This is a genomic window from Dolichospermum sp. UHCC 0406 (assembly GCF_009712025.1).
Taxonomy (GTDB): Bacteria; Cyanobacteriota; Cyanobacteriia; order Cyanobacteriales; family Nostocaceae; genus Dolichospermum; species Dolichospermum lemmermannii.
This window is the reverse complement of the sequence record NZ_VILA01000006.1, coordinates 102290-126464: the sequence shown is the minus strand read 5'-3', so window position 1 is coordinate 126464 and position 24175 is coordinate 102290. Positions and strand designations below refer to the sequence as shown.

Annotated in this window: 29 protein-coding genes, 2 tRNA genes and 1 pseudogene; 11 read left to right on the top strand and 21 right to left on the bottom strand. The window is 36.5% G+C overall.

Annotated elements, in window-relative coordinates; all coding sequences use genetic code 11:
* The first annotated feature begins 213 nt into the window (after positions 1–213).
* Positions 214–501: a hypothetical protein gene (locus tag FJR09_RS06705; protein ID WP_015081358.1), complete on the top strand. Its 288-nt coding sequence runs from the start codon at positions 214–216 to the stop codon at positions 499–501.
* Positions 502–909: 408 nt separating this feature from the next.
* Here FJR09_RS06705 and FJR09_RS06700 read toward each other — a convergent pair whose 3' ends face one another.
* Positions 910–1077, bottom strand: coding sequence for a hypothetical protein (locus tag FJR09_RS06700; protein WP_158310552.1), 168 nt, complete (start codon positions 1075–1077; stop codon positions 910–912).
* A 386-nt stretch (positions 1078–1463) separates the two neighbouring features.
* Here FJR09_RS06700 and FJR09_RS06695 point away from each other — a divergent pair, with 386 nt between their 5' ends.
* The 5 genes from FJR09_RS06695 (at position 1464) to FJR09_RS06675 (ending at position 3686) form a co-directional block, all read left to right on the top strand.
* A complete protein-coding gene (locus FJR09_RS06695) occupies positions 1464–1727 on the top strand; it encodes a hypothetical protein (protein ID WP_015081359.1) in 264 nt (87 codons plus the stop codon).
* 337 nt (positions 1728–2064) lie between these two features.
* Positions 2065–2250 carry a hypothetical protein gene (locus FJR09_RS06690; protein ID WP_041458128.1) on the top strand — a complete coding sequence of 62 codons (186 nt, stop codon included), beginning with the start codon at positions 2065–2067 and terminating at the stop codon, positions 2248–2250.
* Positions 2251–2556: 306 nt separating this feature from the next.
* On the top strand, positions 2557–2766 hold the full coding sequence (locus FJR09_RS06685) for a hypothetical protein (protein ID WP_015081361.1): 210 nt from the start codon (positions 2557–2559) through the stop codon (positions 2764–2766).
* A gap of 361 nt (positions 2767–3127) precedes the next feature.
* Positions 3128–3286 (top strand): hypothetical protein, encoded by a 159-nt coding sequence (locus FJR09_RS06680; RefSeq protein WP_015081362.1) that lies wholly within the window; start codon positions 3128–3130, stop codon positions 3284–3286.
* A 226-nt stretch (positions 3287–3512) separates the two neighbouring features.
* Positions 3513–3686, top strand: a complete 174-nt coding sequence (locus FJR09_RS06675) for a hypothetical protein (RefSeq protein WP_015081363.1) — start codon at positions 3513–3515, stop codon at positions 3684–3686.
* 141 nt (positions 3687–3827) lie between these two features.
* Here the strand turns inward: FJR09_RS06675 and FJR09_RS06670 are convergent, their stop codons facing one another.
* Positions 3828–4724: an alpha/beta fold hydrolase gene (locus FJR09_RS06670; protein ID WP_015081364.1), complete on the bottom strand. Its 897-nt coding sequence runs from the start codon at positions 4722–4724 to the stop codon at positions 3828–3830.
* 20 nt (positions 4725–4744) lie between these two features.
* On the opposite strand from FJR09_RS06670, the gene FJR09_RS06665 reads away from it, so the two are divergent.
* The 3 genes from FJR09_RS06665 to frr all read left to right on the top strand — a co-directional run bounded on the left by FJR09_RS06665 (position 4745) and on the right by frr (position 6486).
* Positions 4745–4999, top strand: coding sequence for a redoxin domain-containing protein (locus FJR09_RS06665; protein WP_041458129.1), 255 nt, complete (start codon positions 4745–4747; stop codon positions 4997–4999).
* A 223-nt stretch (positions 5000–5222) separates the two neighbouring features.
* A complete protein-coding gene (gene pyrH / locus FJR09_RS06660; RefSeq protein ID WP_015081365.1) occupies positions 5223–5951 on the top strand; it encodes a UMP kinase in 729 nt (242 codons plus the stop codon).
* The gene (gene frr / locus FJR09_RS06655; protein WP_015081366.1) at positions 5938–6486 is read left to right on the top strand and encodes a ribosome recycling factor; all 549 of its coding nucleotides are present in this window, start codon (positions 5938–5940) and stop codon (positions 6484–6486) included. The genes pyrH and frr overlap by 14 nt, the downstream gene beginning before the upstream one ends.
* A gap of 260 nt (positions 6487–6746) precedes the next feature.
* Here frr and FJR09_RS06650 read toward each other — a convergent pair whose 3' ends face one another.
* The 15 genes and pseudogenes from FJR09_RS06650 to FJR09_RS06585 all read right to left on the bottom strand — a co-directional run bounded on the left by FJR09_RS06650 (position 6747) and on the right by FJR09_RS06585 (position 17208).
* Positions 6747–6977 carry a type II toxin-antitoxin system HicB family antitoxin gene (locus tag FJR09_RS06650; RefSeq protein ID WP_015081367.1) on the bottom strand — a complete coding sequence of 77 codons (231 nt, stop codon included), beginning with the start codon at positions 6975–6977 and terminating at the stop codon, positions 6747–6749.
* Between the two features lie 188 nt (positions 6978–7165).
* Positions 7166–7384: a hypothetical protein gene (locus FJR09_RS06645; RefSeq protein ID WP_015081369.1), complete on the bottom strand. Its 219-nt coding sequence runs from the start codon at positions 7382–7384 to the stop codon at positions 7166–7168.
* Between the two features lie 6 nt (positions 7385–7390).
* On the bottom strand, positions 7391–7843 hold the full coding sequence (locus FJR09_RS06640; RefSeq protein WP_015081370.1) for a type II toxin-antitoxin system VapC family toxin: 453 nt from the start codon (positions 7841–7843) through the stop codon (positions 7391–7393).
* Positions 7843–8115 carry a hypothetical protein gene (locus FJR09_RS06635; protein ID WP_015081371.1) on the bottom strand — a complete coding sequence of 91 codons (273 nt, stop codon included), beginning with the start codon at positions 8113–8115 and terminating at the stop codon, positions 7843–7845. The genes FJR09_RS06640 and FJR09_RS06635 overlap by 1 nt, the downstream gene beginning before the upstream one ends.
* A 282-nt stretch (positions 8116–8397) precedes the next feature.
* A complete protein-coding gene (locus FJR09_RS25785) occupies positions 8398–8532 on the bottom strand; it encodes a hypothetical protein (protein WP_015081372.1) in 135 nt (44 codons plus the stop codon).
* 141 nt (positions 8533–8673) lie between these two features.
* Positions 8674–9600, bottom strand: a complete 927-nt coding sequence (locus tag FJR09_RS06630; RefSeq protein WP_015081373.1) for a Bpu10I family restriction endonuclease — start codon at positions 9598–9600, stop codon at positions 8674–8676.
* 17 nt (positions 9601–9617) lie between these two features.
* Positions 9618–10901 carry a DNA methyltransferase gene (locus FJR09_RS06625; protein ID WP_148279079.1) on the bottom strand — a complete coding sequence of 428 codons (1284 nt, stop codon included), beginning with the start codon at positions 10899–10901 and terminating at the stop codon, positions 9618–9620.
* 151 nt (positions 10902–11052) lie between these two features.
* The gene (locus tag FJR09_RS06620; RefSeq protein ID WP_015081375.1) at positions 11053–11403 is read right to left on the bottom strand and encodes a DUF1257 domain-containing protein; all 351 of its coding nucleotides are present in this window, start codon (positions 11401–11403) and stop codon (positions 11053–11055) included.
* A gap of 142 nt (positions 11404–11545) precedes the next feature.
* Positions 11546–13057, bottom strand: a complete 1512-nt coding sequence (locus FJR09_RS06615) for an AAA family ATPase (protein WP_015081376.1) — start codon at positions 13055–13057, stop codon at positions 11546–11548.
* A gap of 90 nt (positions 13058–13147) precedes the next feature.
* The gene (locus FJR09_RS06610; protein WP_015081377.1) at positions 13148–13495 is read right to left on the bottom strand and encodes a hypothetical protein; all 348 of its coding nucleotides are present in this window, start codon (positions 13493–13495) and stop codon (positions 13148–13150) included.
* Positions 13496–13791: 296 nt separating this feature from the next.
* A pseudogene (locus FJR09_RS06605) lies at positions 13792–14443 on the bottom strand (transposase family protein).
* Positions 14444–15544: 1101 nt separating this feature from the next.
* A tRNA-Thr gene (locus FJR09_RS06600) sits at positions 15545–15616 on the bottom strand.
* A gap of 83 nt (positions 15617–15699) precedes the next feature.
* Positions 15700–15782, bottom strand: a tRNA-Tyr gene (locus tag FJR09_RS06595).
* 165 nt (positions 15783–15947) lie between these two features.
* Complete coding sequence (locus FJR09_RS06590; protein WP_168651042.1) at positions 15948–16724, bottom strand: DUF6816 family protein; 777 nt, start codon at positions 16722–16724, stop codon at positions 15948–15950.
* Positions 16725–16800: 76 nt separating this feature from the next.
* Positions 16801–17208 (bottom strand): ChuX/HutX family heme-like substrate-binding protein, encoded by a 408-nt coding sequence (locus tag FJR09_RS06585; RefSeq protein WP_148760854.1) that lies wholly within the window; start codon positions 17206–17208, stop codon positions 16801–16803.
* Positions 17209–17481: 273 nt separating this feature from the next.
* Here FJR09_RS06585 and FJR09_RS06580 point away from each other — a divergent pair, with 273 nt between their 5' ends.
* Positions 17482–18528, top strand: a complete 1047-nt coding sequence (locus FJR09_RS06580; RefSeq protein ID WP_168651043.1) for an AAA family ATPase — start codon at positions 17482–17484, stop codon at positions 18526–18528.
* 7 nt (positions 18529–18535) lie between these two features.
* The gene (locus FJR09_RS06575; protein ID WP_015081381.1) at positions 18536–19468 is read left to right on the top strand and encodes a hypothetical protein; all 933 of its coding nucleotides are present in this window, start codon (positions 18536–18538) and stop codon (positions 19466–19468) included.
* 58 nt (positions 19469–19526) lie between these two features.
* On the opposite strand, the gene FJR09_RS06570 is transcribed toward FJR09_RS06575, so the two are convergent.
* The 4 genes from FJR09_RS06570 to FJR09_RS06555 form a co-directional block, all read right to left on the bottom strand.
* A complete protein-coding gene (locus FJR09_RS06570) occupies positions 19527–20480 on the bottom strand; it encodes a PhoH family protein (RefSeq protein ID WP_015081382.1) in 954 nt (317 codons plus the stop codon).
* A gap of 355 nt (positions 20481–20835) precedes the next feature.
* Positions 20836–21222: a KH domain-containing protein gene (locus tag FJR09_RS06565; RefSeq protein WP_015081383.1), complete on the bottom strand. Its 387-nt coding sequence runs from the start codon at positions 21220–21222 to the stop codon at positions 20836–20838.
* A gap of 7 nt (positions 21223–21229) precedes the next feature.
* A complete protein-coding gene (rpsP, locus tag FJR09_RS06560; RefSeq protein ID WP_015081384.1) occupies positions 21230–21490 on the bottom strand; it encodes a 30S ribosomal protein S16 in 261 nt (86 codons plus the stop codon).
* A gap of 517 nt (positions 21491–22007) precedes the next feature.
* Positions 22008–24140: a PatA/PatG family cyanobactin maturation protease gene (locus tag FJR09_RS06555; protein ID WP_168653111.1), complete on the bottom strand. Its 2133-nt coding sequence runs from the start codon at positions 24138–24140 to the stop codon at positions 22008–22010.
* Positions 24141–24175: the final 35 nt, after the last annotated feature.

Genomic DNA, 24175 nt, shown 5'->3' with positions numbered 1-24175 from the left:
TAGAGGATGTTTGAAAAGTGGTATTCCGTAATTTTCATCACATTGCTACCCCCCTTAGTCCCCCCTATGCTTTGGGGGGAAACAATAAAAATCCAGTTCCCTCCCCTTGTAAAGGGGAGGGTTAGGGTGGGGTAAAAAATATTTGATACATCAACCATAACTTTTCAAACACCCTCTTAGCCAAACTTAATTACTGATGTAAGGAGTAATAATATGCTGAAAAATACTCAATTATTTAGATATCTTTCCGATACAGAACAAGAATCTGTAGTTGGTGGGCAAATATTTCCCATGTTAGGTTTATTCAGTGAAGGTAAATTATTCTTCCAAAAAACCGATTTAGAAACTGAAGGAAAAAGTGATTTAAAACTTGCTTCAGGTGACTCTACCTCACAAACTAGCAAATATAAATTATCCCAAATTACTATGGCACTTTCTTTTACTTTTGGGTTAATAACTATTAGTTCTGGTGCTGATAAGTTAAGTAATTTATTTTCATAAAATAGCCAGATTTAAATTTAAATATTTTCTTGTAGGGACAGCTTTATTTTCTGCTCTACATTTTTTTATCTGAGTTAATAAATAACTTTTTTAAAATAAAATAAAGTATATAATTGTCTATTTTGAATTAAATAAATAAATAAATAAAATAAACAAACATAAATTAAAAGAGAGGAATTTATCTAAATATATATAACCTAAGAGCAATTCAAACTCTCAAAACCTGATAACTACAGGATCATTTATTTACGATAATAAATAGTTATAAAATAAGCATGAGTGATCATTAATTTTTAAATTGGTATTTTTGTTTATTTTTAATGATTAAAAAAGTCCAACTCCGCAGTGGGAATTAGACTATAAGTTGATTAACAAGGAACTGAAAACTCGATGAAAATCTATGGTTCATTAAGGTAGGCCAGTAACTCTTACATTGATAGTAGCTGGATAAGTTCTACCACCATAGCGAAACCTACCATTAGTCGTTATTGTTCCTACTTTACCTCCAGATATAAGTTGTTGTTCCTCTGTAGATAAATCAAAAAGTAAATCAGATTGAATCGTATTAACTGACATCACTCTACCTCATTTTTAACACTGATTTAATTAGCATTAGCTGGTTTACCAGCTAACAATTCAAATATAACTATCATGTATGAGAAAATCATGCTTCTAAAGTTAGAGAATATATCTATTTTGCATTGTCATTATAAATATATAATATTAACACTTAATACAGGAATAAGATTCACAAAAAACGCGTTTTTTTATGGAATTGACTATAATTTATTTCAGCCTAAAGTATGAGATAGTAATTCATACTTTTAGTTCTTTGATTTCTAACTTCAGGAGAAGTTAATTCTCTCACAATAGATTTATAAATAGAAGATAGGATTGCACACAGATAATACTTTCGTTTATTTAAGTGTGTAAAGTCTAACTATTTATTGAGGCTAACAATCATGTCAAATCAAGTCATTCAATCTGATTTAATTGTTGATTTATCTACAGAAGAACAGGAGATTTTAGCAGGAGGAAACTCTCAGCTATGCCCTGAAAAAGGCGGCAGTAGTCGAAATAAAGGCGGTAAAGATGGTGGGTTTTCCCCATCGGAAAAAAACGAAGATGACAAACCAAATAACGAAAATGATGGGGATGGATCGAAGTATAACTTTTTAATCAACCGTCCTATCTTTTATCGCCCCACTTATAATGTCAAACTCTAATTATTTATCTCTTGTTGCTGATTCCAGAATCCAGAAATAATTTTGAATTCTTAACAAGCGTAGAGTTCAAAAAACCGTCAAAATTATAGTCTAATTTTGCACCTGTTAAGGTATATCAATACCATAGGTGCATTTTATTTATGAATAAACATTATTTATAACAACGAGATTCTATCCTTATATGTATTTAAAAATTAATAGTCCAAAAGAAATAAAAATATCTTCTTTAAGATTCGCTTTATTTATAGCTAAGGGAGAATTAAAATTCTAGAAAACATAGTTATAAATAAAGCAATAGGTTTGCAAAACCTATGTTAAATAAATGAGGCTAATAATCATGTCTACTCAAATGACCACATCTAATTTACTTGTCGAATTATCCACCGAAGAACAGGAATTTTTATCTGGAGGAAGGAAAAGATGTTACAAGAAATGCTATTGGGTTTGTCCGAAATCTGACGATAGAGATAGAGATGGAGATGGAGGTCGTGGTGATAATGAAAATATGAGTGAGGAAGAATGATACAGCTAATCTCATCAACTCGGCAATTATTAAGTAGAGTTTAATAAATATATAGCTCCCTCAAAAATAATCAATTTTTGAGGGAGTTTCTTGTAACAGAGAAATATTAAATATTTATTTATAAATACTATGATAATTTTGATGTATTTATACTTTCAATCATTAAAAATTAATATATAAATCAAAAGATAGAAATTATGATTATTAATTTCCAACTAGGGAATCATTAAAAATATTCAGATAAAGCTTATAAAAGGATTAGGACTGAATCATATCGATCCTATTAAATAACGGAGGCTAATAATCATGTTTAATCAGAATACCAAATTTGAATTATTTGTAGAACTATCCGCAGAAGAACAACAACTTTTATCTGGGGGATGTTACCAATCACCTCCTCCTTCTTGTAAACCTAAAAAACAAAAATGTGGTTGTGACTCCCAAAAATATGATCAATATCCAGCTTCTGAAAGGGATGAGAGCTATCCTGAATCGAACTCTATGCCAAATTGTTAATACTCTTTTTTAGTGGGTAAAGTCTATAGACTGAGCTATTCTTAATAGTCTTAGTTTTCTAACCTTGTAGTTATAGGGTGAGGAGAAATTTTCAGATAACTTGCTTGATATCAAATATCAACAGTATCTTCTGCCAAAATTCGGGCGTAACTTTCTCCTCTCACCTTTTTTTACATGGCACTTTAGAATTGCCATAGCCTATCTATAGTTAGAAAATAAACTTATTTATGTGAACCAAAAGATATAAATTATAAACTGATATTTATAACTATAGAATCATTAAATTAGTGATAAATATCTTTATAAAAGAAGCATGGTTGTCCGAAGCCTAATAAAAAATTAATTGAGGTTAACAATTATTATGTCAAAGCAAAATATTCTATCTCAAAAGATTCCATCTGATTTAGTTGTAGAACTATCCATAGAAGAACAGCAACTTCTATCTGGTAGTGGTGGTCATAGACCTCGTAACTGGAGTCGGGGCTGGGTCTGGGGACGGAGACCCCGCCGTCACTGGTAATAAGTTAGCCTAATTTATTTAGATTTTAATACTCATATAGCTCATTCAAAAATAATCAGTTTTTGAGTGAGTTTTTTTAACAGACAAAAATTAAATATATATACGTCAAACAATGGAAATTCTAATTATTAGTTTATAACTATAGAATGATTACATTGATTGAAAATACCTTTATAAAATAAGCATGGGTGGATAGCACTCAATCAAACAATTGAGGTAAACAGTCATGCCAGGTCAAATTATCTCATCTAAGTTGTTGACAGAATTATCAGCAGAGGAACAGGAAGTTTTAGCTGGCGGATATCGCTGGTGTCGTCGTCCTTACAGACCCTACTACGGCTATGGCCGCCCCTATTATGGTTCTGGTGACGGCAGGGGCAGCCCCTACTATCGCTGCTAAACGAATGAAATCCCATTGTAAGATCAGCTAGTACAGTACAGCGTAAGTAAGATAACCATTAAAAGTCCCTAAAAAGCTTATACAATCTGCTTTTTAATTTTTAATTGTTAATTTTTAATTCCGCCCTGCGGTACTAGTTGCTTATTCTTGAAGGTTGGGGATAGATTGATATTGATCAATAATCCAATCCAGTAAAATAGGATTAACTAAATCAGGAGCTTCATCTTGAGGACAATGTCCCACACCTTCTAAAGGAATAAACTTTTGAACTTGGGGAAAATTGGCTAACTCTTGGCCTAAATCAATAGGTTCCCAAGGGTCAGCCGTTCCCCATAAAATAATTACTGGACAGGATAATCTAGGTAATAAGTCTTCCGGTAAAGGACCACTAGAATAAGCAGTGAACGCCAAAAATACAGCAGCAGCCCCAGGATCTTTTGCTGGTATCATCAAAATGTCAACTAACTCATCTGTCACCGTTTCCCCGTTAGCATAAGCCTGTAAAAGAATCTTTTTAACTGTTTGTGGTTGAGCTAGGCGATTGAAAAAGAAATCACCTATTGGTTTAATCGCCAAGAAATTTTGGAGAATTGGCGTACCAAATCGCTTTAGCCAAGGTAAATTTACGCGTTTACGATCATGTAATAACCGCAAAGAACAGTTAAGCAAAGCAGTTCCCAAAGCCATATCCGGGTTAATTACCGCCGCTTGCATAGCCACAATACAACCAATAGAATTACCTACTAAAAATGCAGGTTCACCCACCACTTCCCGACAAAAATCTGCTACTTGTTGTCCCCAAGTTTCTAGGGTATAACTAATTTTTTCCCCTGGTATGGGTTTAGCTGAACCACCAAAGCCAATTAAATCAATCGCATAAACTCGGCAATTTGCCGCTAAGGCTGGAATGTTTTTGCGCCAATGTAACCATGACGCACCAAAACCATGAATCAAGATCACAGCAGGTCCAGTAGTACCTTGAGTTTGGTAACAAATAGAGAAATCTTGCCAAGTCCAGGTTTTTGGAGAAGTTTTCATGGTAAATGCAATATTAATAAATGAAAGTTTTTGCCGAGCGTCATCACTTAAATTTCCCCTATATGTGGGACTCAACTCAAGATGTTACCCGCAGTTTTGGTGTAATTAGTCCACCTACAGCCTTTTCGATAGATAGCAATGAGATTATTCGCTATCAAGGGCAAATAGATGAACACACCCAAACAGCATCAGCGCAGGGAGTGGATTATTTAGGAAATGCGATTATACTCAAAACGGTTGGGACATGGACTTTTGTAAAATCAGGAAAAACCTAGATTGGTAAGGCTTTAGCATTGCTAAACCCCTACCCGCTTAAATCAAATAATTAAGCCGTGTTGAGTATACTTGTTTATTGCAAGATTAGCAAATACAGCCAGCCCAAACCGAACAAATGGGAACTTTATATAAATAACAGGCAACCTAAATAGAGACAGATAGTCACTGTACTGCTATCTTAAATTGGAGGCAATTGCAACTTTTTTGATAAAGCAGAACTTCATGGGAACGAATTACCGACGGGTTTTACTTAAACTGAGCGGTGAAGCCTTAATGGGCAACTTGGGCTACGGCATTGATCCAGAAGTGGTCGAGGGAATAGCCAAGGAAATAGGAGAGGTGATAGCCACTGGTGTCCAGGTGGCCATCGTTGTTGGTGGTGGCAATATTTTTCGAGGCATTAAAGCAGCATCAGCAGGTATGGATCGGGCAACCGCTGACTATATCGGCATGATTGCCACAGTCATGAACGCCATGACCCTGCAAGATTCCCTAGAACGGATGGGAATTCAGACAAGGGTACAAACCGCCATTGCTATGCAAGAACTAGCAGAACCATACATTCGCCGTCGTGCCATTCGTCACCTTGAAAAAGGACGGGTGGTAATTTTTGGGGCTGGTTCTGGTAATCCCTTTTTTACCACAGATACGACTGCGGCCTTACGAGCAGCAGAAATTGAAGCAGATGTGATTTTTAAAGCTACTAAAGTAGACGGCATTTACGATGCGGACCCCAAACTCCATCCTGAGGCCAAGCGTTTTATTACTCTTACTTACGCCCACGTTTTGGCTAAAGATTTGCGAGTCATGGATAGTACCGCAATTGCTCTATGTAAAGAAAATAATCTCCCTATTTTAGTATTTGACCTAACGGTGCGAGGTAACATCCACCGGGCAGTCATGGGAGAATCCATTGGTACTCTTGTGGGAGGTTCTTGTGAAATTAGCTGAAGCTGAGAGCATGATGCAAAAAACCGTTGAGTCCACTCAACGGGCTTTTAATACAATTCGTACTGGTCGCGCCAATGCGAGTTTATTGGATAAGGTACAAGTGGAGTATTACGGTACACCAACTTCCCTAAAAGCACTGACAAACATTAGCACACCAGATTCTTCAACCATCCTGATTCAGCCCTACGATAAGGGCAGCTTGAATATCATTGAAAAAGCTATCTCTCTGTCGGATGTGGGTTTAACTCCCAGTAACGACGGTAGTGTGATTCGGTTGAATATTCCCCCACTAACTAGCGATCGCCGGAAAGAATTTGTCAAACTTGCGGCTAAGTACGCAGAAGAAGGTCGTGTAGCAATTCGCAATATCCGTCGTGATGCTAACGATTCCATTCGCAAACAGGAAAAAAGTGCCGAAATCTCCGAAGATGAATCACGAGATCAACAAGACAAACTCCAAAAACTGACCAACAAGCATACAGAAAAAATCGACCACTTGCTTGTAGAAAAGGAAAAAGAGATCACCACCGTCTAAGAAAGGCAAGAGGTAAAAGGCAAAAGGCAAGAGGATTGTAATTTTTATTTCTCTTTGCCCCCGCTTTCCCTCTTCCTCTATTCTAGAAGTTAGAAGTCACCGAGTCAGGAGTTCGATAAATGTTTCAATTGTATGATTGGAATGACCAATAGTGAATGTTTTCATAATTTGTTATTATGGGGAATAACACTGAATTACAATTATTTACAGGCATTTTAACGGTTATAATGTCAAAATGCAAATATACTTTTTACACTGAACTAGGCAACTTGCAACGGTTTTGTAGGAAGCATTCTGGGTTCTGGTAATACTTGATTTTCTTGAGTAAGCATCTCAACAAAAGCCTCAATTACTTCCTGACCATTTCTAGCTGCTTCTTCGTAAGTTTTACCATGTGTATGAAACTGTTGCCAGGGAAATTCAGGTAAGTGAACTAAAAAAAGTTGATCCTCTTGTGACCATTGAATTACCATGCTGTAGTGATAAATCATTCTTCACCTTCCTTATTTTCTAGTTCTTCCAGCTTTTTCAGCACCCGCTGAATGTTTTTTTCTAAATATAACGGAGCATCATCTCCATCTTTTTCCGGTATATTTAAAATCATAGTCAACTTCCTTTTTTACTCTTAATTTTGGTGAGAATATTACCCAAATTAGAGTAATATTCTTTGTTTAATATTCTACAAATCTATGGCAACTATTCCTCTATTATTCATGTTCTTATCTTTTTGAAAAGATTCTAAAAAAGTATCATAATAGTTAGCACAAGCTGATGCAGGAAAAATTTCACCTCCATAGATTTTCTTTTGTGACAATCTTTTATTCCTACCAGCATCTAATAAGTTTATATCTAAATTAGATATAATGATCATGCTGTTGTCCTGAAGACGTGCATTCATAATTATTTATTGATTATCTCTCCAATTCTCCAAAGAAAAACCAATTACAGTTTGGATTCTGATAAAATCAGTATCAGCCGAAACTAACGTTAATTGATTACGAATTGCTATTGCTGTTATCCAAAGATCATTTTCATCAAAACCTAATTGAGTGATTTTAGTCGTTTGCCGTTTAGTTTTTTGCTTTGGTCCAAATTTGTTAATTAATCCTGCTTTTATTTGTCCATAAATTTTAGCAGTTACATCATCTACATAATAAATTCTAATATCTGCGATAAATTGCTCAATACGAGTTAAATTTTCTTCCTTATAACTAGAATTTTCTGCCATATAAGTTAGCTCACCTACTGTTATGATAGTAGTAGCTATATCGGTTTCTCCAACTTCCTGTATATAATCCAGAACCGTCTGATTTTTCAGAAAAATTAAACTACAATGATTAGTGTCTAAAAGATACATCACTCAAAAGGATTAATACGATTATTAATTTTCACTTTACCTCTAGTTTCAGAGACTAACTTCAGACATTCTTCCAAGTCGTCTCCTACCCACGTACCAGCATGACGTAAAATTGAACGTCCTGAAGCTGGCTTATAGTTAGTGTTTTCTGATAAACTTGTTTCTTGTTTATATTTAATAAATTCCACAAATTCATCAATAAATTTCAAATTTTCTGGTGAGATAGTTAATAAATTTTGTTCGATTTTTTGTCTTAATTCAAGAGAGTTCATAATTTTGACCTCCTAATTACAATTAATATTTTTTACTTTTATAAATACTGATTGTGATCCTATAGAATTTATAGCATAAATTCGGGTTTCTGAAAACTTTATTGCAAAAATTATTTGTCTGAATCAGGATATCCAGGATTTGAGGATTTACAGGATGTATTTCAGATTTACTACTTGACCAATTGTTTAATCTCCTGCTTTCTCTCCTGACGTTTATTCTCAATTTGAGTTAATATCTCATGTTTAGACTGGTCAAAATTCCTCAATTATTGCTGATTATTTTCAATTATCATTTAATTCCTCATTATAGAAATTTATAGCTTCATCAATAAAACAGGTGTAGAATTGTTGAGGATAATATGGTTCTATAAATGTTTCAATTGCATGATTGGAATGACCAATAGTGAATGTTTTCATAATTTGTTATTATGGGGAATAACATAAAATTAAATAACTATAATTAACTCGGTTGAGCATAATATACACACATTAATAAGCAACTTGGGTTATTATTAGGTGTTTTTTGCTACTTGGGTCGAAAATAAAAAAATCCTTCCTTCAAAAATAACCTACTTCTAAAACATTACTCTCATCTAAACCTTCATTTTTTAACAATTTACGAATATTATTGATAAGGTGCTTAAAAACTTCGACTCTAAATGGATTATTTTTCAAGTATTCGATGTAATAATCTCGATAATCGAGACGGCCTTCATAAGTAGCAAAATTTCCTCTAATATTAGAATTAAGCCTTTTGGCTTTTCTTAAAAGAATCACCTCATCAATATCCGTGGGAGCAGTGCTGATAGGGGACATATCTAACCATTCACATAAAAGAAAATATTTTGCTCCTGGAACTGCGGTTTTTACATCATGTGCAGTTGCACATCCTTCTTGAAACATTGTTTTATCAAGATTAGTCTTACACTCTACAGCAATATAGGACAGATTAGTAATTATACTTTTTTCTTGTGTAAAATCAGGAAAATGAGATGCTTTTAAATATAGTTTTCTAGTAATTGCAAAATCTTGGTTTTTACTTCTGACGCTTAAACCACCTCCTAAAGCTGGAAAAGTTAAACTGGACTCAAAATAAACAGATGAAAATGTCTTAATTGGTCCAATATCTACTGCTAAGTTTTCTATCTCTGGTACGATAACGGGGTTAATTAGATAAGGGAGAAATTCCTCAATTATAGTATTATCTAATTTTAATTGTCCTTTATTTCTATATAAAAAATCATTAGGGCTATCAAAAATAAAATCAACATCTATATAGTTTTTATAATCAATGAGCAACTTTACTAAAACATTTAACATTTCATCGGCTGTAAGTAACGATTTTACAGTTTTTGTTAAATTATTAAGCCATTGGTAATAAATATCAATTGTTTGAGCAACTCTAGGTTTATCATTAACTGGAAGTTTAGAATTATTAAGTAATGCGTTTAGTTTTTCTATATGAGGGTTAGGATACTTTTTCATGAGAATTTAAGTGCAATTTAATGGAAATTATCAATTTTTAATATAGGTGATTTATGAACCAATTTAGCACGTATTTTGGCATCAATTATTTCTTCATAAATATCTCCTTCTGCATTTGGTAAAACTGCTGTTAAAACCTCTGTTGCTACTTCAATCGCAAAATTATCATCTGCTATTTCATAATTGTTGATGGGTAATAAATGTAAAATATCTTCAAAAATTATTTCTCCAAATTTATTTTGAAATTTTCTTTCTTGCAGTAAATCAAGTTCAAACCCAGCACCACCAATAGCCAAAGCCGCAACTAATTTACTATTTTCAAATCTCACACCACGTACACTAGATTCTCTCCCAATAACAATAATTACTCTACCATGTTTACTAATTAACCTACGAATTTCTTTAAGAACATCCAACATATCTAGAGCGTATTGAACAACAGTTAAAAACCTATTTTGACGATGTTTTCTATTTGCACCTATTTCTGATTTAGCTATTTTCAATAAATCCCATCCTAACATCTCCATTACTATACGATTATTTTGATGGTAGTTAAATACATTAATATAAGGAGGAGATGTGATCACAATATCTACACTATTATCTGTCAAAGGAATATAGCGTGCATCCTGATGAATTACCTGGCATAGCTGTGGAGAATAAGGAAGAGATTTGATAATATTTATATGTTTTTTTAATGACTTTTTAAAATCAAGTAAATTTCTTGGTTGTCTTTGCTGGCTATAGTTAATAATGGCATTAATCAGTAAATTGTATAATAGTTCTTCACTACCAGCTTGTTGTAATATTTGAAAAATAAATTTTTCTTCTAGTTCATGCTGCTGTAAATGTTTTTGTTCTTCAGCAAAACAGTAAAAAAATAAATCTCCTGTAAAAGGTAATAAGTTTTCATCAACAATTTTTTCTGCTAACTTAATCAACCTTTCCCGTTCAAGAGTTTTGAGATTTACAAAATGAGCAGTTTTAGCCATTTCTATAGCAGCAGGATTTATATCAGTGCCATAACAAGATAAACCTTGACGTGCTGCTTCAAATAAAGTTGTTCCACTACCTGCAAATGGATCTAAAACTACACTATCAGGATAACTGTAAACCTTTAAAAATAACTCTACTAACTCTGGTGAAAACTGACCTCTCCAGGGTAAAATACTTGTTCTAGTTTTATTTTTTAAGTCCAGTTTTTCTTGGGAAATATATTTTTTATCATAGGAAATCATATTAATTCTATTAAAAATATCAACTATTGAACTTATGGCTGTTGACAATTTTTTATCCTCCAATCTTTTGCAAAAATGTTTTTGATGCAGTATATAGTATACTACACCCTGACCGAACTCTTTACCCTCTGGCGCGAAACTCCATAAAAAAAGCGGGCTAACCGCTTATTAGAAGGTTAACCCGTTTCACTTTGGGAACGCGCTAGAGAAATTGTTACTGCAATACCAACTTAACGTTAGCGTTTTGCAGACCGCGCTGTTTTACTTCAGCCAAAGTCTTGTTAACGGCATATTTTTGATTGATAGAGTTGATCAACTCGGTCTGGTTGTGCTTCTTAGCAACACCCCATAAGTCAGCAATGAGGTCAAAAGAACCGTCACTGTTACGAGACCAACCTAGATCGTACTCGCCTTCCAATACAGCAACGATGTCGGAACGGAGACGCTGACCATTATAACCACGAACATCAGCTTCAGTCTTGACGCTGATACCTAAGTCGCGCAAAGAAGACTTGAGAATTTCGGCATCGGTGATCTTGGTACGCAGAGTGCTAAAGTGAGACATTTGGGTTTCCTCCAATAAGAAGATTGATGAGAAAAACGACAACGGTTCTTTTTCAGCGAAGCCGCATTAATTGGGAACGGCTTTTTTCTATCTGTTAGCCTTGTGACTAACCTTTCCCCCCTGACATTTCAGAGGAAAGCTTTTAAAACTCCATGCGCTGATATTCAGCAACAGAGGAGGCTGCGGGTCTAGCACGCTGTCTGGCCCAGTCTCTTAAAGCTGTGACCTGTTCTTGCATCGTTCGTGACAGCGGCAAAGTAGACTTCAATGCAGCAATAATATCTAATTGGGTGAACTCCCGATCTTGGGCGAAGGCTTCATACATAGCCGCCACTATCGCTTGTTCAATTTCTGCCCCGGAGAAGCCATCGGACATTTTTGCTAGTTGTTCTAGGTCAAATCTAGCAATTTCCTCCCGACGTTTGGTCAGGTGAATACCGAAGATATCCTGACGTTCTTCCGGTGTGGGCAGATCCACAAAGAATATTTCATCAAAGCGACCTTTCCTTAAAAACTCTCCAGGTAGGCGTTCTACGCGGTTAGCAGTCGCCATTACGAAAACTGGAGATTTCTTTTCCTGCATCCAGGTGAGGAAAGAGCCGAAAATTCTGTTTGATGTCCCCCCATCAGAATCGCCAGAACCACCGCTACCCGCAAAGGATTTATCCAATTCGTCAATAAACAGAATCGTGGGGGAAATTGATTCTGCTGTTTTCAGGGCGTTCCGCAGGTTGGCTTCACTTCGACCCACCATTGAGCCGTCGTAGACCCGCCCCATATCTAATCTCAGAATTGGTAAACCCCATAAACGGGAGGTAGTTTTGGCAATGAGTGACTTACCACAACCAGGAACACCGAGAATTAACATTCCTTTTGGTTGGGGCAACCCATACTCTCTCGCTCTTTCTGTAAAGGCGTTGGAGCGTTGGGTGAGCCAGGTTTTTAATTCTTCCAAGCCACCCACAGCATCAATGGTTTCATCTTCTTCGATGTACTCCAAGATACCGTTGCGGCGGATGAGTTGCTTTTTCTCGGATAAGACAATATCAACTTCATTTTCCGTTAATTGCCCAGTTGTTACCTGTGCTTTGCGGTAGACTTTCTCAGCTTCATCTTTAGTTAGACCTAAAGCGGCTCTGAGTAGCTTTTCTCGCGCCTCGGTTGTCAGCCGTCGTCCACGATTTTGCTCTTGATGGGCGGTTAAAACTTTATTTAACTCAGCCATGTCAGGCAATTGAAAATCTAAAACAACAACTTCTTTTTCTAGTTCGATAGGAACTTGTTGCACAGGGGACATTAAGATAATGTTCTTTTGCGTTCCTTTGAAACTAGCGATCGCGTCCCGGAGCGATCTGGTTGTTGCCGGCGCATCAATAAAGGGATGTAAATCTTTAAGAATAAATATACTGGGTTCTTTTTGCCGAATAATCCAATCAATGGCTGCTTCGGGAGAGACAGTATTGTGTTGAGTGGTATTTCGGGGTTGACCGTACTCGACGATACCGTGAGTTACTGTCCAAATATATACTCGTCTTTGGGGTTTTAAATCTTGGGAGACTTTAAAAATTGACTGCTCTGCCCGCTCTTCCTCGGAGGTCACAAGGTAGATTAAAGGGTATTGAGCTTGAATTAAAATATTGAGCTCTTCTTTCATACTATCGACCTACTTGAGACCTTATAGAGACAGTACCGATCAGCGATCGCATGGCGTTAAGCCAGACTATTAATCATCATTAATTCCTATCTAACAAGGAACTAATTCTTCCTCACCCTTGGGATGGGTTTCTTCTTTTTCTCTACCATCAATGGATAGATGGTCTTGTCCAATGATTCCTGGTTGGTTGCCCAAGTTCACGAGTTCACCATCACGCAGTACGAGTGAAGTTTCACAGGTGGGACAGGAATAAATCCGGTGAGTTCGCCCATGAGCAGACGCTTCTATTTCTTCTACTAATTCTGAGTTGGTCAGGTAGAAACTGAGCGCCCGTTCTGCGAGGTCTGACATGGGTTCTGAGTCAACAGCAGAACGAATTTTAAGTCTTCTGTGCAGTTCCGGTGATAAATATAACGTAACCTTTTGCTTAGTTTGCATACAACTTTCTAGTGGTCTTACCCGGGTATGTATACCACCTTATCGGCTCTTTTCTCAGTTGTCAAGATGGTAAAGCGTTTTAACCGCAATTTTGTTACATTTCGTAATATAGCTAGGTTGACTACGTTTTTCTGTCTGATAGCGTAGCGTGGCGCAAGCCATATCAGGATGTCCAGGATTTAGGGATTTTCAGGATTTTTGTGGGGATTTGGATTTTGTCTGGATATATTTCACAAAGCGGTATGTACTCTTTGTGATAATCTGGTGAAAATATTAGACCTCTTGCAAAATTACTTTTATGTTATAGTTGGGGGTTGGCATTTTGGAACTGCTAAATTTAACTCATAGTTATAAATTGCTGCTAGTAAATTACAACGCAGACCATAACGACGACGGCGATTACGATATCTATCACCAAAAATCTTCAAAATTTTCAGGCGGCGATTGACGTGTTCAATGCCAATTCTTGCCTTTGCTAAAACACGATTATAGTCTTTTTCTCAAGTGGAAAGTTCCCTCTTTTTAGGCTTTTTCTTGGGAGTGTAACTGTTGCTATGATAGTGGTTAATTCCTTGATAACCACTATCGTGTAAACCTTGTATTTCTGGATGAAAATGAACCCCACTAGCTTTGAATAAGGCAAAATCATGACAGCGCCCCTTACCAAAAAAAGTACAAATAATTTCTCCTGTTTCTTGATTAATAATCAATTGGCTTTTAAGGGTGTGACGTTTTTTCTTTCCTAAAAAAAATTCCTGTTGTTTTCTTTTTGGACGTTCAATAGGTGTTTCAGTTACATCCATTACCACTACTTCAGGTTGGCTCAAACCACCTGATAGTTTGAAATTCTTTGAGAGTTTTAACCATTTTCTTAAAAGTCTTTCTTCTCACTCCAAAGCGACGCTTAAATGCTCTTGGTTTTAGTTGTTGGATGGATTTATAGTTCATTTTTTCATCACCTCAGATTCTGATAATGACAGAATTTGATTTTATCTTTTTTTGGTGATGTTTTTTATGTCAGACGTTCCGCGATTACAACTATCGCTACAAATACCCCAGGTATCAATCTTTTTAGTTATCTCACCCCATTAAGATTAAAAAAATCAACCATCATAACACAAAATCAATTCTGCAAGAGGTCTAATGAATAGTAATCTCAAAACTGGATTTTTGTTATTCGTCTTAATTCGACAAATATTTTTCAGACGATAACTAGTTTCAATGCCAAATCTTTTTCGATAATCTTGATAGATATAATTTAAATTTGTTTTGACCTTATGAGCAACATAAACAAAGTATTGAACTCCATGCTTTTTATGCTTTCCCTTTCTATATTTACAGACAATCCATAAATCAAATGTGACGAAATCATCTTTGTCTCTTGTAATGGTATACAGCACTTCCCGGTGTTATGAGGTACATATCTAGCGGGCAAGACTTGTACTGAGCTTGTCGATAGCGCAGCGTGGCGTTAGCCATAGTATGCCCGCACTACAAGAGTTTCATGATTCAACTTTGTACCTCATAAGAGCGGAAACCGCTGTAACTTGTCACCAATGTCGCAGGTTAGTGTTTATTGTGGAGCTAATTTATACAACTCTTATGTTTGTACTATCTTTATAGTAATGCTTATACTGTTCATATTAGATAGCTACCAAACTCCATTAGCAATGAGTTCTATCACGCACGCCGCTACTGTTGCTGTACAACGCAATTTAAAACAACTGTTTCCTAATTTGATTAAACGTAATTCAAAAACACCTATCTGTAAATACCTCTAAAACAGCCAATATCACCTTTGCATGACTGTCTGTACCTGAAACTCAAAAGAGAGGCATTACAGGTCAATATAGCGTGAGTAGTTAGCTGATGGCATGATGAAACTACAGAATAAGGTATTTATATAAGGCTATCTTATAGATAAATGTTACTTAATAAGTATTCCTGTTATGCAACTACTATGCAAGTTCCCATCTGTAATGAGATACTGGTAGAGTACAGCCAACTTATGCAAGCTACCAGAAGTATTGAATTCCCGTCATTTTAAAAAGCCCGTGACGAGGATTGAACTCGTGACCTCACCCTTACCAAGGGTGTGCTCTACCACTGAGCCACACGGGCGAAATAGAAGCTAAAAATAAGATTTAAAATGCTGTACATTTGTTTATAGCACAGCATTTATAATTCTTAATTTCTGTAGGATATGGGCCGAGCTGGATTTGAACCAGCGTAGGCGTAAACCAACGGATTTACAGTCCGTCTCCATTAACCACTCGGACATCGACCCGTTTGTGTCCCACGCTTAACTATAATAGCAGTAGTCTCTGGGTTTGGCAAGGGGTTGGAGAAAATATTTTTGGATAAAGTCTGAATCCTTTACTCCAAAGTAGTTTCCGAGATTTACGCGATTAGTTCTCCATTTTTTTGTAGAGAGTACAAGCGGGTTAGAAGTTCAGCTTGGGGGAAAAAATTCTAGCCGATACCGATATAAAGCCACTGGTCGAGAACCTGCGGTAAAATAATCAGGATCTTGGGGGGAAAGGTAGACAGCAGTTACTTGATCTGCGGTAATGGCTGGAGATGGTGTAGAAAGCTTTTGATAGGCTGTGGTTGATTCTACAGTATTCAAATATGGACGATAACTGCCTTTAAATAATTGTTGGAAAACTTCTGTGGTGATGAATTGATTATCTGCTGTTGTTTCTGTGGCGCGATCGCTGATAATAGAAATTAATTGCCGTTCACCCCGCAAAAATGTAATTTGACGATTGGGAGATTGAGGATCTACTTTGGATGATAAAACAGCCTCATTCCCTAAATAAGCTCTGGATAGGTTTAAACTATTAAATTCTCTATCTGCAACTAATATTGATGCTTGCTTTTGGAAGTTAGCAAAAATTTTTAACCCCGAATTAGTTGGTTTAACTTTTATGAATTTAACTAAAAAACTAATTGGTTGATTTAATTGACTACGATTACCTTCAAAGCCTGGTGTCACTATATCCGGTGCTAAAGGTGCGGCTAAATCTACTAATGTGCTGGTAACTTTCCAAGTCCCAGACATCCATTCTGGGTAAACTAAATCTCCTTTGGCTGGTTTGACTGATGTTAATTTTTCCCATTGGGGGAATTTGGCTAAATTTTCTGCTAATTCTCCAGCTTGGGCTTGATTATTTCCTAAGAACAAAAAAAGCATTAAGCAAAAGCTAATAATTATTTTTATCACCATATTCAACAATTAATAATATTCATTTAGTTTAGATCCCCAACTTCTTTGAGAAGTCGGGAATCTAGGGATTTCAAAATTATAAGGTTTCTAGGGCTAAAGGTTGCCAAATTTCCCCATACTTTTCTTTTAAAGTTTGCCAAGCTTCTACTTGTCCTAGTTCGTATTCTCCAGGTTTACCCCATTGCAGAAAGAGGCTTAATGCAGGTTTTTCTTCTGCATCTAAAAACCGAATTGCATAGGTTGTAAAATTCCCTCTTTTAGCTTCACCTGTTTCAAATTTCACTTGTTGAATCATATCCATATTCAAATGAAATTCAAAGCCTTCGGTGTGCATATTCGCATATTTACCTTTTGGTAATTCGGCGTAATATAGCTTTTCTATTTTTCCTCTAGCTTCTAAAACAGCGGCACTACTGGTGACAATTAGGCGCAAAGTTCCCAAGGTTTCACAAGCTTCTAAAAATTCTTTCAATGTTGTTGTCATCATTTATGTTGAATATGAATTAGTTGACGTGATGGAAAATGAATAAATAACTTCTGGCTATAAAAGTTTATAACATGATTGGACTCAAATTGCTATCATGAATAAATATGATAAGTAGGTCGGCGTTAAAAAATCAATCTATGTAACGAAATATAAATTAACGAATACCTTATAAATAGGGTGTTTCACGGTTTTTACAAAACTAAACATATATCGATTTTATTGGGCCGACTTACTTATGGTAAATTGTTCTCTTGAACATGAGATTTATTTATGAAAATTCAAAGCCTTAAACTCAAACATTTTAAGAAATTTCGAGATCAGGAATTAGATTTTACTGATCCAGAGACAGGTTTAGCACAAGATTTAATTGTTCTCATTGGGATGAATGGGGCTGGAAAAACCAGTATATTACAGGCGATAGCGGCAATACTAGGTACAGCCACAGGAAGATTGAAAAAACCTGCTGATTTAGATTGGCCAGGGTTTAACTATGACTTGCTGGGTAGAAATTGGCGGGGATTTCCATCTCATGTGACTATAAATATACAATTTTCTAAATCAGAACTACAAGCTGTAGGCGAATTTCAACAAAAATTACAAGAAATGGGTCGTGATTTACTTCCTCCTGCCCAAAAGCATCTTGTTACTTTAAAATGGCAAGGAGACGATGTAAAAGCAGATAGCGCGGCTGAATTATTTCAATTTAAAGGACGACAATACGCTAAACAATTATTTCGTTCTGAAGGGTTTCCAGTTTTTGAAAAAGTGGGTACGGTTTTTTGGTACACAGAACAGAGAACTGCAACTAGTTTAACTCCTGAAGATCCAGAAAACAAATTAGAAATTACAGAGGATATTTTACGTGATCGCCTAGCAAAGTGGCAAATGGTTCATCAAAAGAATAATAAAAATTTTCGACCAGGACAAAAAGATTTATACGCAGAAATGGAAAGAATTTATCAAGCAGTTTTTCCAGGGCGTGTATTTCAAGGTGTGGAAATACGAGATAATATTGATGAAATTTTTAGTGAACCTTGGTTTTATCTCTATGATGGTAAAAACTACTATGAAATTTCTGAAATGTCTGGGGGAGAACGTGCTATTTTTCCTATGCTTATAGATTTTATGAGTTGGAATATTCACAATTCAGTTATTTTAATTGATGAAATTGAATTACATTTACATCCACCGATGCAACAGGCATTATTGAGAGCTTTACCGAAATTAGGTAAAAATAATCAGTTTATTATTACAACCCATTCTGATTATGTAGCTCAATTAGTACCTGAGTCATCTATTATCAGAATTGAGGAGTAATTGCATTGTGGGAGTAGTTAATAATAAAGTTATTTTCTGTGAAGGTACGCTCGACAAAGACCTTATTAATCAGCTATTAGGAAATTTATCAAATCAGATCACTATTGTTCCTACTGGTGGAAAGTTTAATTTTTCAAATTTTGTTCCAGGTTATTTATATCAAAATACAAATATTGAAAATAATAAAAATAAGCATGAGAAAAAGGAAAATACCCAAAATTACCTAATTTTTAGGGATCGTGATTTTGATATTGAACCTACTTCAGAAATTAAATTACTACAAATAGATAAACTAAGAAATCGAGCTTTTCTTTCTCATCGTACCTGTATTGAAAATTATTTACTTAATCCTGAACTTATTCATGAATATTGGTCAACACAATATGCAAATAATTTAGAAAATCCTATTTCTAATAATAAGTGGGGTCATAAAGATTCCCCTGGAGTTGATGTTATCACTAAATGGATAGAAGATGCTGCTAGGATTTTGCAAGATTATCAAGCTGTAAGATGGGCTTTGGGTAATTTATGCCAACTTACCGCTAGTAGAAAACAATTAAAAACGAGATGGATTAAAGGTACAATCCCCAATTCTCTAACCTTATCTGACTGCGAAGAAAGGGCTGAGTCTTTAATTAAAGACTTTACAAATACAGTTCAAGAAGTCACAATAGATAAATTTAAAAACAATCTTCATAAATATTTACAACTCTTTGATCAAGAGGAATTTTGGATACAAAAACAATATTTAATTTGGTTTGATGGCAAAGATATTCAAAAGGCAATGGACAAAGTTAGCAAAGATAAAAAACTCCCATATAGATCATATAATAGATCCTATATTTCTATGGATCATTTTTCTAAATGGGCAATTAATCATATTGATATTAATCAATATGATGATTTAATTGAATTAAAAAATAAAATAGAACAGCTATAGGTGGTCAATAACCATTGACTACTAACTACTGACTACTAACTAGTATATAACTAATTTACTACGTTTCGTATTTCTCATACGCAGCAACAATTCGTTGCACTAAAGGATGACGCACCACATCTTTTTGGGAAAATTCGCAAATCGCAATTCCTTCCACGTTTCTGAGAATTTGCAAAGCTACATCTAAACCTGATTTTTGATAATGTGGTAAATCAGTTTGGGTAACATCACCTGTAATCACCATGCGGGAGTTAAAACCCAATCGGGTTAAAACCATTTTCATTTGCGCCGGTGTGGTATTCTGGGCTTCGTCAACGATGATAAAGGCGTTATTTAATGTCCGTCCTCGCATATAAGCTAATGGTGCGACTTCGATGATTTCCCGTTCGATTAAGTTGGGGACTTTTTCGGGGTCTATGAATTCATTAATGGCATCATAAAGAGGACGTAAATAGGGATTGACTTTTTGCTGTAAGTCTCCTGGTAAAAAGCCGAGTTTTTCCCCTGCTTCCACTGCGGGACGGGTTAAAATCAGCCGTTCAAATTGATTACTGAGTAGGGCTTGAACGGCGATAACTACCGCGAGATAGGTTTTTCCTGTTCCCGCAGGACCAATACAAAAGGTTAAATCCCGTCTGCGAAGTGCGTCTATATATTGGCGCTGGTGAAAGGTTTTAGCGCGAATTTCAAAACCTCGGCGAGTTTTGGCGAGGATATCGCGCTGTAGGTCTTGTAATTGGTCTTCTGTATTTGTATCCAGGGCTTGACGGGCTGTGAGAATATCAGCACTAGAGATATTATTACCTTTACTCCACAAATTTTCTAGCGATCGCACTAATCGCTTTACTAATTCTACCTGTTTAGGTGTTCCCGAAATTAATAATTCTTGTCCCCGCAGAACTAAGTTAGCTCCTGTTTGTTGGCATAATAACTTGATATTTGCCTCACCATATCCAGCTAGAGCGATCGCACTGGACATACTAGGCAGTTGAATTATGGAATCATCTGCCATATTATTGCTGAATTGGGTAAAAAGTAGTTGTTAACAAAATTAATATTTTCCGATTAAATGTAAATTGAAAATTATATAATTTTCTGTTAATTAGTATTTGTATGATTGGGAAATGGGCTGACAACATTTGTTAATTCTTGGCTGGTAAATCCGCCATAAAAACGGAATTATTCGCCAAGATTTGACAATGCTGTTGTCCCTGTCTCCATCTTTCCCAGAATTCAATCTGTCACCAACCATTTAAACTAACTAGGAGAGTGCGGCAAAAATCACTAATTATTAAAAACCACTAAAAAGCTTTTGTAATTTGCTTTTTCAATTTTTAATTTTTAATTTTTAATTCCGCCCTGCGGTACTAGCGTAAACGTGGTTTAACAACAGGTTTGGGAATATTGTTCTCTCGTTCTTTCGACTTGGGTGGTAGTATCCGCTCTTCCTGTTCTTCATCAAAAGACACACTTTCCCGACTTTGGGAACTGTTGCCATAAATATCCAGGTATACTGATTGCCCAGCTAGTTCGGCTGCGGCGGCAATTACAGTGCGAATTGCCTGGATATTTCGTCCCCCTCGACCAAACACTTTTTCTTTATCTGTGCTATTAAAAGCAATGCGAACCCAAGCCCGCTTGAGGGTTTGAGACATTTCACAATCAACGCTTAAAGATTCTGGAGATTCTAAAAACGGCTGCACAAGAAACTCTACCAGCCCAACATAATTGGGACTGGTTGCTAGGGATTTCATCTCAAGACTATGATGCGGCTGTTGCACTGACCTGTTCAAAAACGTTAGCTTTTACGAGGATACTACGAACTGTATCGGTAGGTTGAGCGCCTTGTTGTAGACGCTTAATGATACCAGGAATGTTTAATTTTACTTCATCAGTTCTGGGGTTATAAAATCCTAGTTCTTCTAGGGGGCGACCGTCACGACGGGCCAGGTTGTTAATAGCAACAATCCGGTAACTTGCTTCGCGCTTTTTGCCAAATCTTTTTAAACGCAATTTGATCATGTTGAGAACTGTTTCTCCTGTTCCTAGTGAGTGAGTTTGTAACTGATTGATAAGGAAGTGATGGGGATATTATACCCGCCTTCACAACTTCCAACACTGAAATGCTAATTTTAGCACTTTTTAGCCGTGAATGGCTATTAGTTTAGTTGTCAGTTGTCAGTTGTCAGTAAGAAAGATATTCTTTTTGCCCCCTACTCCCGTGGTTTCGGGATAAAACAGTTGTAGTACCTTAACCTTTCCTCCATTACCTGCACTAATTCATTATAAACAATTTTGATAAATTATTGATCAGAGCATATACTACTAGTTTGTTAAGATAAAAATGATGGACTGTAGTGTGAGCGTCTCGCTCACGCGGGCAAGACTTGTACTGAGCTTGTCGAAGTATGCCCGCACTACCAAAAACCCGTCAAAATAAATTTGACAGCTCACGGGGGCAAGACTTGTACTGAGCTTGTCGAAGTATGCCCGCACTACCAAAAACCCGTCAAAATAAATTTGACAGACTACTACGTGCTTACTTCCGCACAGACCAAGAGCGAACTTGACCCAAAGTTACAGGAATTCTGTCACTAACATCAATGGTAAACAAAAACACCTTTTTAGCTCTGCGGCCATTTTCCGGGTCAAAAAACTTTAATTTCACATCCCAACAATCACTATTAATCCGACAGAAAGGACTTTTTTCCACTTCAATACTATCAAGCTGCATCCCTGTAGAAATAGCTTGAGAAAAACTAGAAGCAGCTTGGAAAGCATTAGTTACAGAAAAATTCAACGCTCGATCTTTTGCCAATTGTCCTAAATTTTGCAAATCATAGTATACTCGATTTAAGAAACTACTCAAAGCCTTTCTCATAGCTATTTCTTGGGCTGGTGCAGTTTCTCCCGTAATTACAGTTTGCAAAGCCGCATCTACCAAACTGTTGACTTTCCAGCCATACATTCCCCTAGTATTAGTTAGAGTAATTACAGGCACAACCTGACCAGAAAATAACTCCACAGTTCTATCTGTTAACCTTGCAGGTATACTTACCCGTTCCACAAAATCATCACTGTTTTCTGGTTGAATTTGTCCCTGTAACATCAAAATCAGGGTTTCATAGATATCTGCGGCAAAACCGCTTACAGGTTCTAAAGCATAAATAGGAGTTAATTCTTGGTTGAGAGTCCAAATTAAAGGTTTAGCTTCGGCGGGATTTTCTGATAGATAATTCACCATTTGCTGGCTATCATAGGGATTAGCGGGAATAATTGCCCCGTCCATATTCACTGCTGGCATTAATTGTTTAAAGGAGTCTCTTCTGGCTTCATTACCAAAATCATAACCAATAGTTCCTAAAGCATATACCAATTTAGAAGCTGCACTAGGGGTAATAGAATCAGTTGAGGAATTAATTCCCTGGCTAATAACTAAAGTTTCTCGTTCCCAGTCTCCGACTGGGAATGCCGTCTCCAAGGCTCTGCCTGACGGTATAGTGAGAGGCAGAGCCTCTAATGTAGCATTCCCAGGTAGAACCTGGGAACGAGAGATTCCTGCTCCTCTCTCCTCGTAGGAGAGGGGTTGGGGGTGAGGTTCTTGCACTCCCTTATAGGAGAGGGGTTGGAGGTGAGGTTCTAACCTTTCTCCCGTCAATAATTGAAACGCACCGGGAATATTCAACTTACCTAATAAACAGCGTTCCGGTTCTTCCACTTCTTCGGGGTTACAGGGAATAGCACTATTTAAAATTGCTTCCCGCACTGCTTCGGCGTTGGGTTGTTCTCCTCGTTGCAATTGCAGACTCATTAATAAGGCAGAAATACCTGTGACAATAGGTGCAGCGCAACTAGTCCCTTTTTCTTTGATAGGTTCTTCTGTTCCCGGTTGCGCGCCTAAAATGTTTTCACCGTTGGCCATTACCCCTTTATTTTGATATTCTCCGCCATAATTACTAAATTTAAACGGTTGGCCATCATCTCGCATTGCACCCACTGTAATCACACCAGGAAGAATAGAGGGAATACACCAACATTCCCCTTTATCATTACCACCAGGGGCAACAATTAACATATTATTATCTTGGCATTGTTTCACAGCACGGGCAAATAAATCTGGTGCTACTCCGGTTTGGGTAGGGTGACAAGCAGCGATATGGATAATATTCGCTCCCCATTGCCAAGCGGTATTAATAGCGTGGGTAAGGTTGATAGGGGAAATAAAATCATCATTAGCGAAGGAAATAGGAATATTTAATGCTGTACATAAAGGGGCAATACCAGGGGCTGGTGTACCGTGTTGTCCTAAGATAGTGCTAGAAATGTGAGTAGCATGACCGGATAATTCAATGCGTTGTCTAATAGCTGGAGGGAAAGGTGCAAAAAATGCCTCTCGTTCTTTTTTTGATTCTTCTTTATCGTGGTCGGGGTCGTCTTTTTTGTCTTTTTGTTGTTGGTTAAAATCTAAATATAAATTGAGATAATAATAGTATTCATCGTTAAGTTCAATATCTTCTGACCAGTAGGGTTTAAATTGACTAAATTTTGCCCCTTGAAAACAACTGCGTTCTAAGTCTGCTGCACCATCAAGGATAGCAATTTTAATGCGGGGGTCGCCTTTTGTGCGTGTCCAAATTTGAGAAATTCCGGGGATGTCGGTAAGGTTAGGCATGGTTTTGATTGTGTTGTTGTAATTGATGTTATAAT

Bases quoted from the DNA above. Each gene is read 5' to 3' on its own strand.
- FJR09_RS06705 (WP_015081358.1), top strand. From the start codon at position 214: ATGCTGAAAAATACTCAATTATTTAGATATCTTTCCGATACAGAACAA.
- FJR09_RS06700 (WP_158310552.1), bottom strand. From the start codon at position 1,077: ATGTCAGTTAATACGATTCAATCTGATTTACTTTTTGATTTATCTACA.
- FJR09_RS06695 (WP_015081359.1), top strand. From the start codon at position 1,464: ATGTCAAATCAAGTCATTCAATCTGATTTAATTGTTGATTTATCTACA.
- FJR09_RS06690 (WP_041458128.1), top strand. From the start codon at position 2,065: ATGTCTACTCAAATGACCACATCTAATTTACTTGTCGAATTATCCACC.
- FJR09_RS06685 (WP_015081361.1), top strand. From the start codon at position 2,557: ATGTTTAATCAGAATACCAAATTTGAATTATTTGTAGAACTATCCGCA.
- FJR09_RS06680 (WP_015081362.1), top strand. From the start codon at position 3,128: ATGTCAAAGCAAAATATTCTATCTCAAAAGATTCCATCTGATTTAGTT.
- FJR09_RS06675 (WP_015081363.1), top strand. From the start codon at position 3,513: ATGCCAGGTCAAATTATCTCATCTAAGTTGTTGACAGAATTATCAGCA.
- FJR09_RS06670 (WP_015081364.1), bottom strand. From the start codon at position 4,724: ATGAAAACTTCTCCAAAAACCTGGACTTGGCAAGATTTCTCTATTTGT.
- FJR09_RS06665 (WP_041458129.1), top strand. From the start codon at position 4,745: ATGAAAGTTTTTGCCGAGCGTCATCACTTAAATTTCCCCTATATGTGG.
- pyrH (WP_015081365.1), top strand. From the start codon at position 5,223: ATGGGAACGAATTACCGACGGGTTTTACTTAAACTGAGCGGTGAAGCC.
- FJR09_RS06650 (WP_015081367.1), bottom strand. From the start codon at position 6,977: ATGATTTATCACTACAGCATGGTAATTCAATGGTCACAAGAGGATCAA.
- FJR09_RS06645 (WP_015081369.1), bottom strand. From the start codon at position 7,384: ATGAATGCACGTCTTCAGGACAACAGCATGATCATTATATCTAATTTA.
- FJR09_RS06640 (WP_015081370.1), bottom strand. From the start codon at position 7,843: ATGTATCTTTTAGACACTAATCATTGTAGTTTAATTTTTCTGAAAAAT.
- FJR09_RS06635 (WP_015081371.1), bottom strand. From the start codon at position 8,115: ATGAACTCTCTTGAATTAAGACAAAAAATCGAACAAAATTTATTAACT.
- FJR09_RS25785 (WP_015081372.1), bottom strand. From the start codon at position 8,532: ATGAAAACATTCACTATTGGTCATTCCAATCATGCAATTGAAACATTT.
- FJR09_RS06630 (WP_015081373.1), bottom strand. From the start codon at position 9,600: ATGAAAAAGTATCCTAACCCTCATATAGAAAAACTAAACGCATTACTT.
- FJR09_RS06620 (WP_015081375.1), bottom strand. From the start codon at position 11,403: ATGTCTCACTTTAGCACTCTGCGTACCAAGATCACCGATGCCGAAATT.
- FJR09_RS06615 (WP_015081376.1), bottom strand. From the start codon at position 13,057: ATGAAAGAAGAGCTCAATATTTTAATTCAAGCTCAATACCCTTTAATC.
- FJR09_RS06610 (WP_015081377.1), bottom strand. From the start codon at position 13,495: ATGCAAACTAAGCAAAAGGTTACGTTATATTTATCACCGGAACTGCAC.
- FJR09_RS06590 (WP_168651042.1), bottom strand. From the start codon at position 16,724: ATGGTGATAAAAATAATTATTAGCTTTTGCTTAATGCTTTTTTTGTTC.
- FJR09_RS06585 (WP_148760854.1), bottom strand. From the start codon at position 17,208: ATGACAACAACATTGAAAGAATTTTTAGAAGCTTGTGAAACCTTGGGA.
- FJR09_RS06580 (WP_168651043.1), top strand. From the start codon at position 17,482: ATGAAAATTCAAAGCCTTAAACTCAAACATTTTAAGAAATTTCGAGAT.
- FJR09_RS06570 (WP_015081382.1), bottom strand. From the start codon at position 20,480: ATGGCAGATGATTCCATAATTCAACTGCCTAGTATGTCCAGTGCGATC.
- FJR09_RS06565 (WP_015081383.1), bottom strand. From the start codon at position 21,222: ATGAAATCCCTAGCAACCAGTCCCAATTATGTTGGGCTGGTAGAGTTT.
- rpsP (WP_015081384.1), bottom strand. From the start codon at position 21,490: ATGATCAAATTGCGTTTAAAAAGATTTGGCAAAAAGCGCGAAGCAAGT.
- FJR09_RS06555 (WP_168653111.1), bottom strand. From the start codon at position 24,140: ATGCCTAACCTTACCGACATCCCCGGAATTTCTCAAATTTGGACACGC.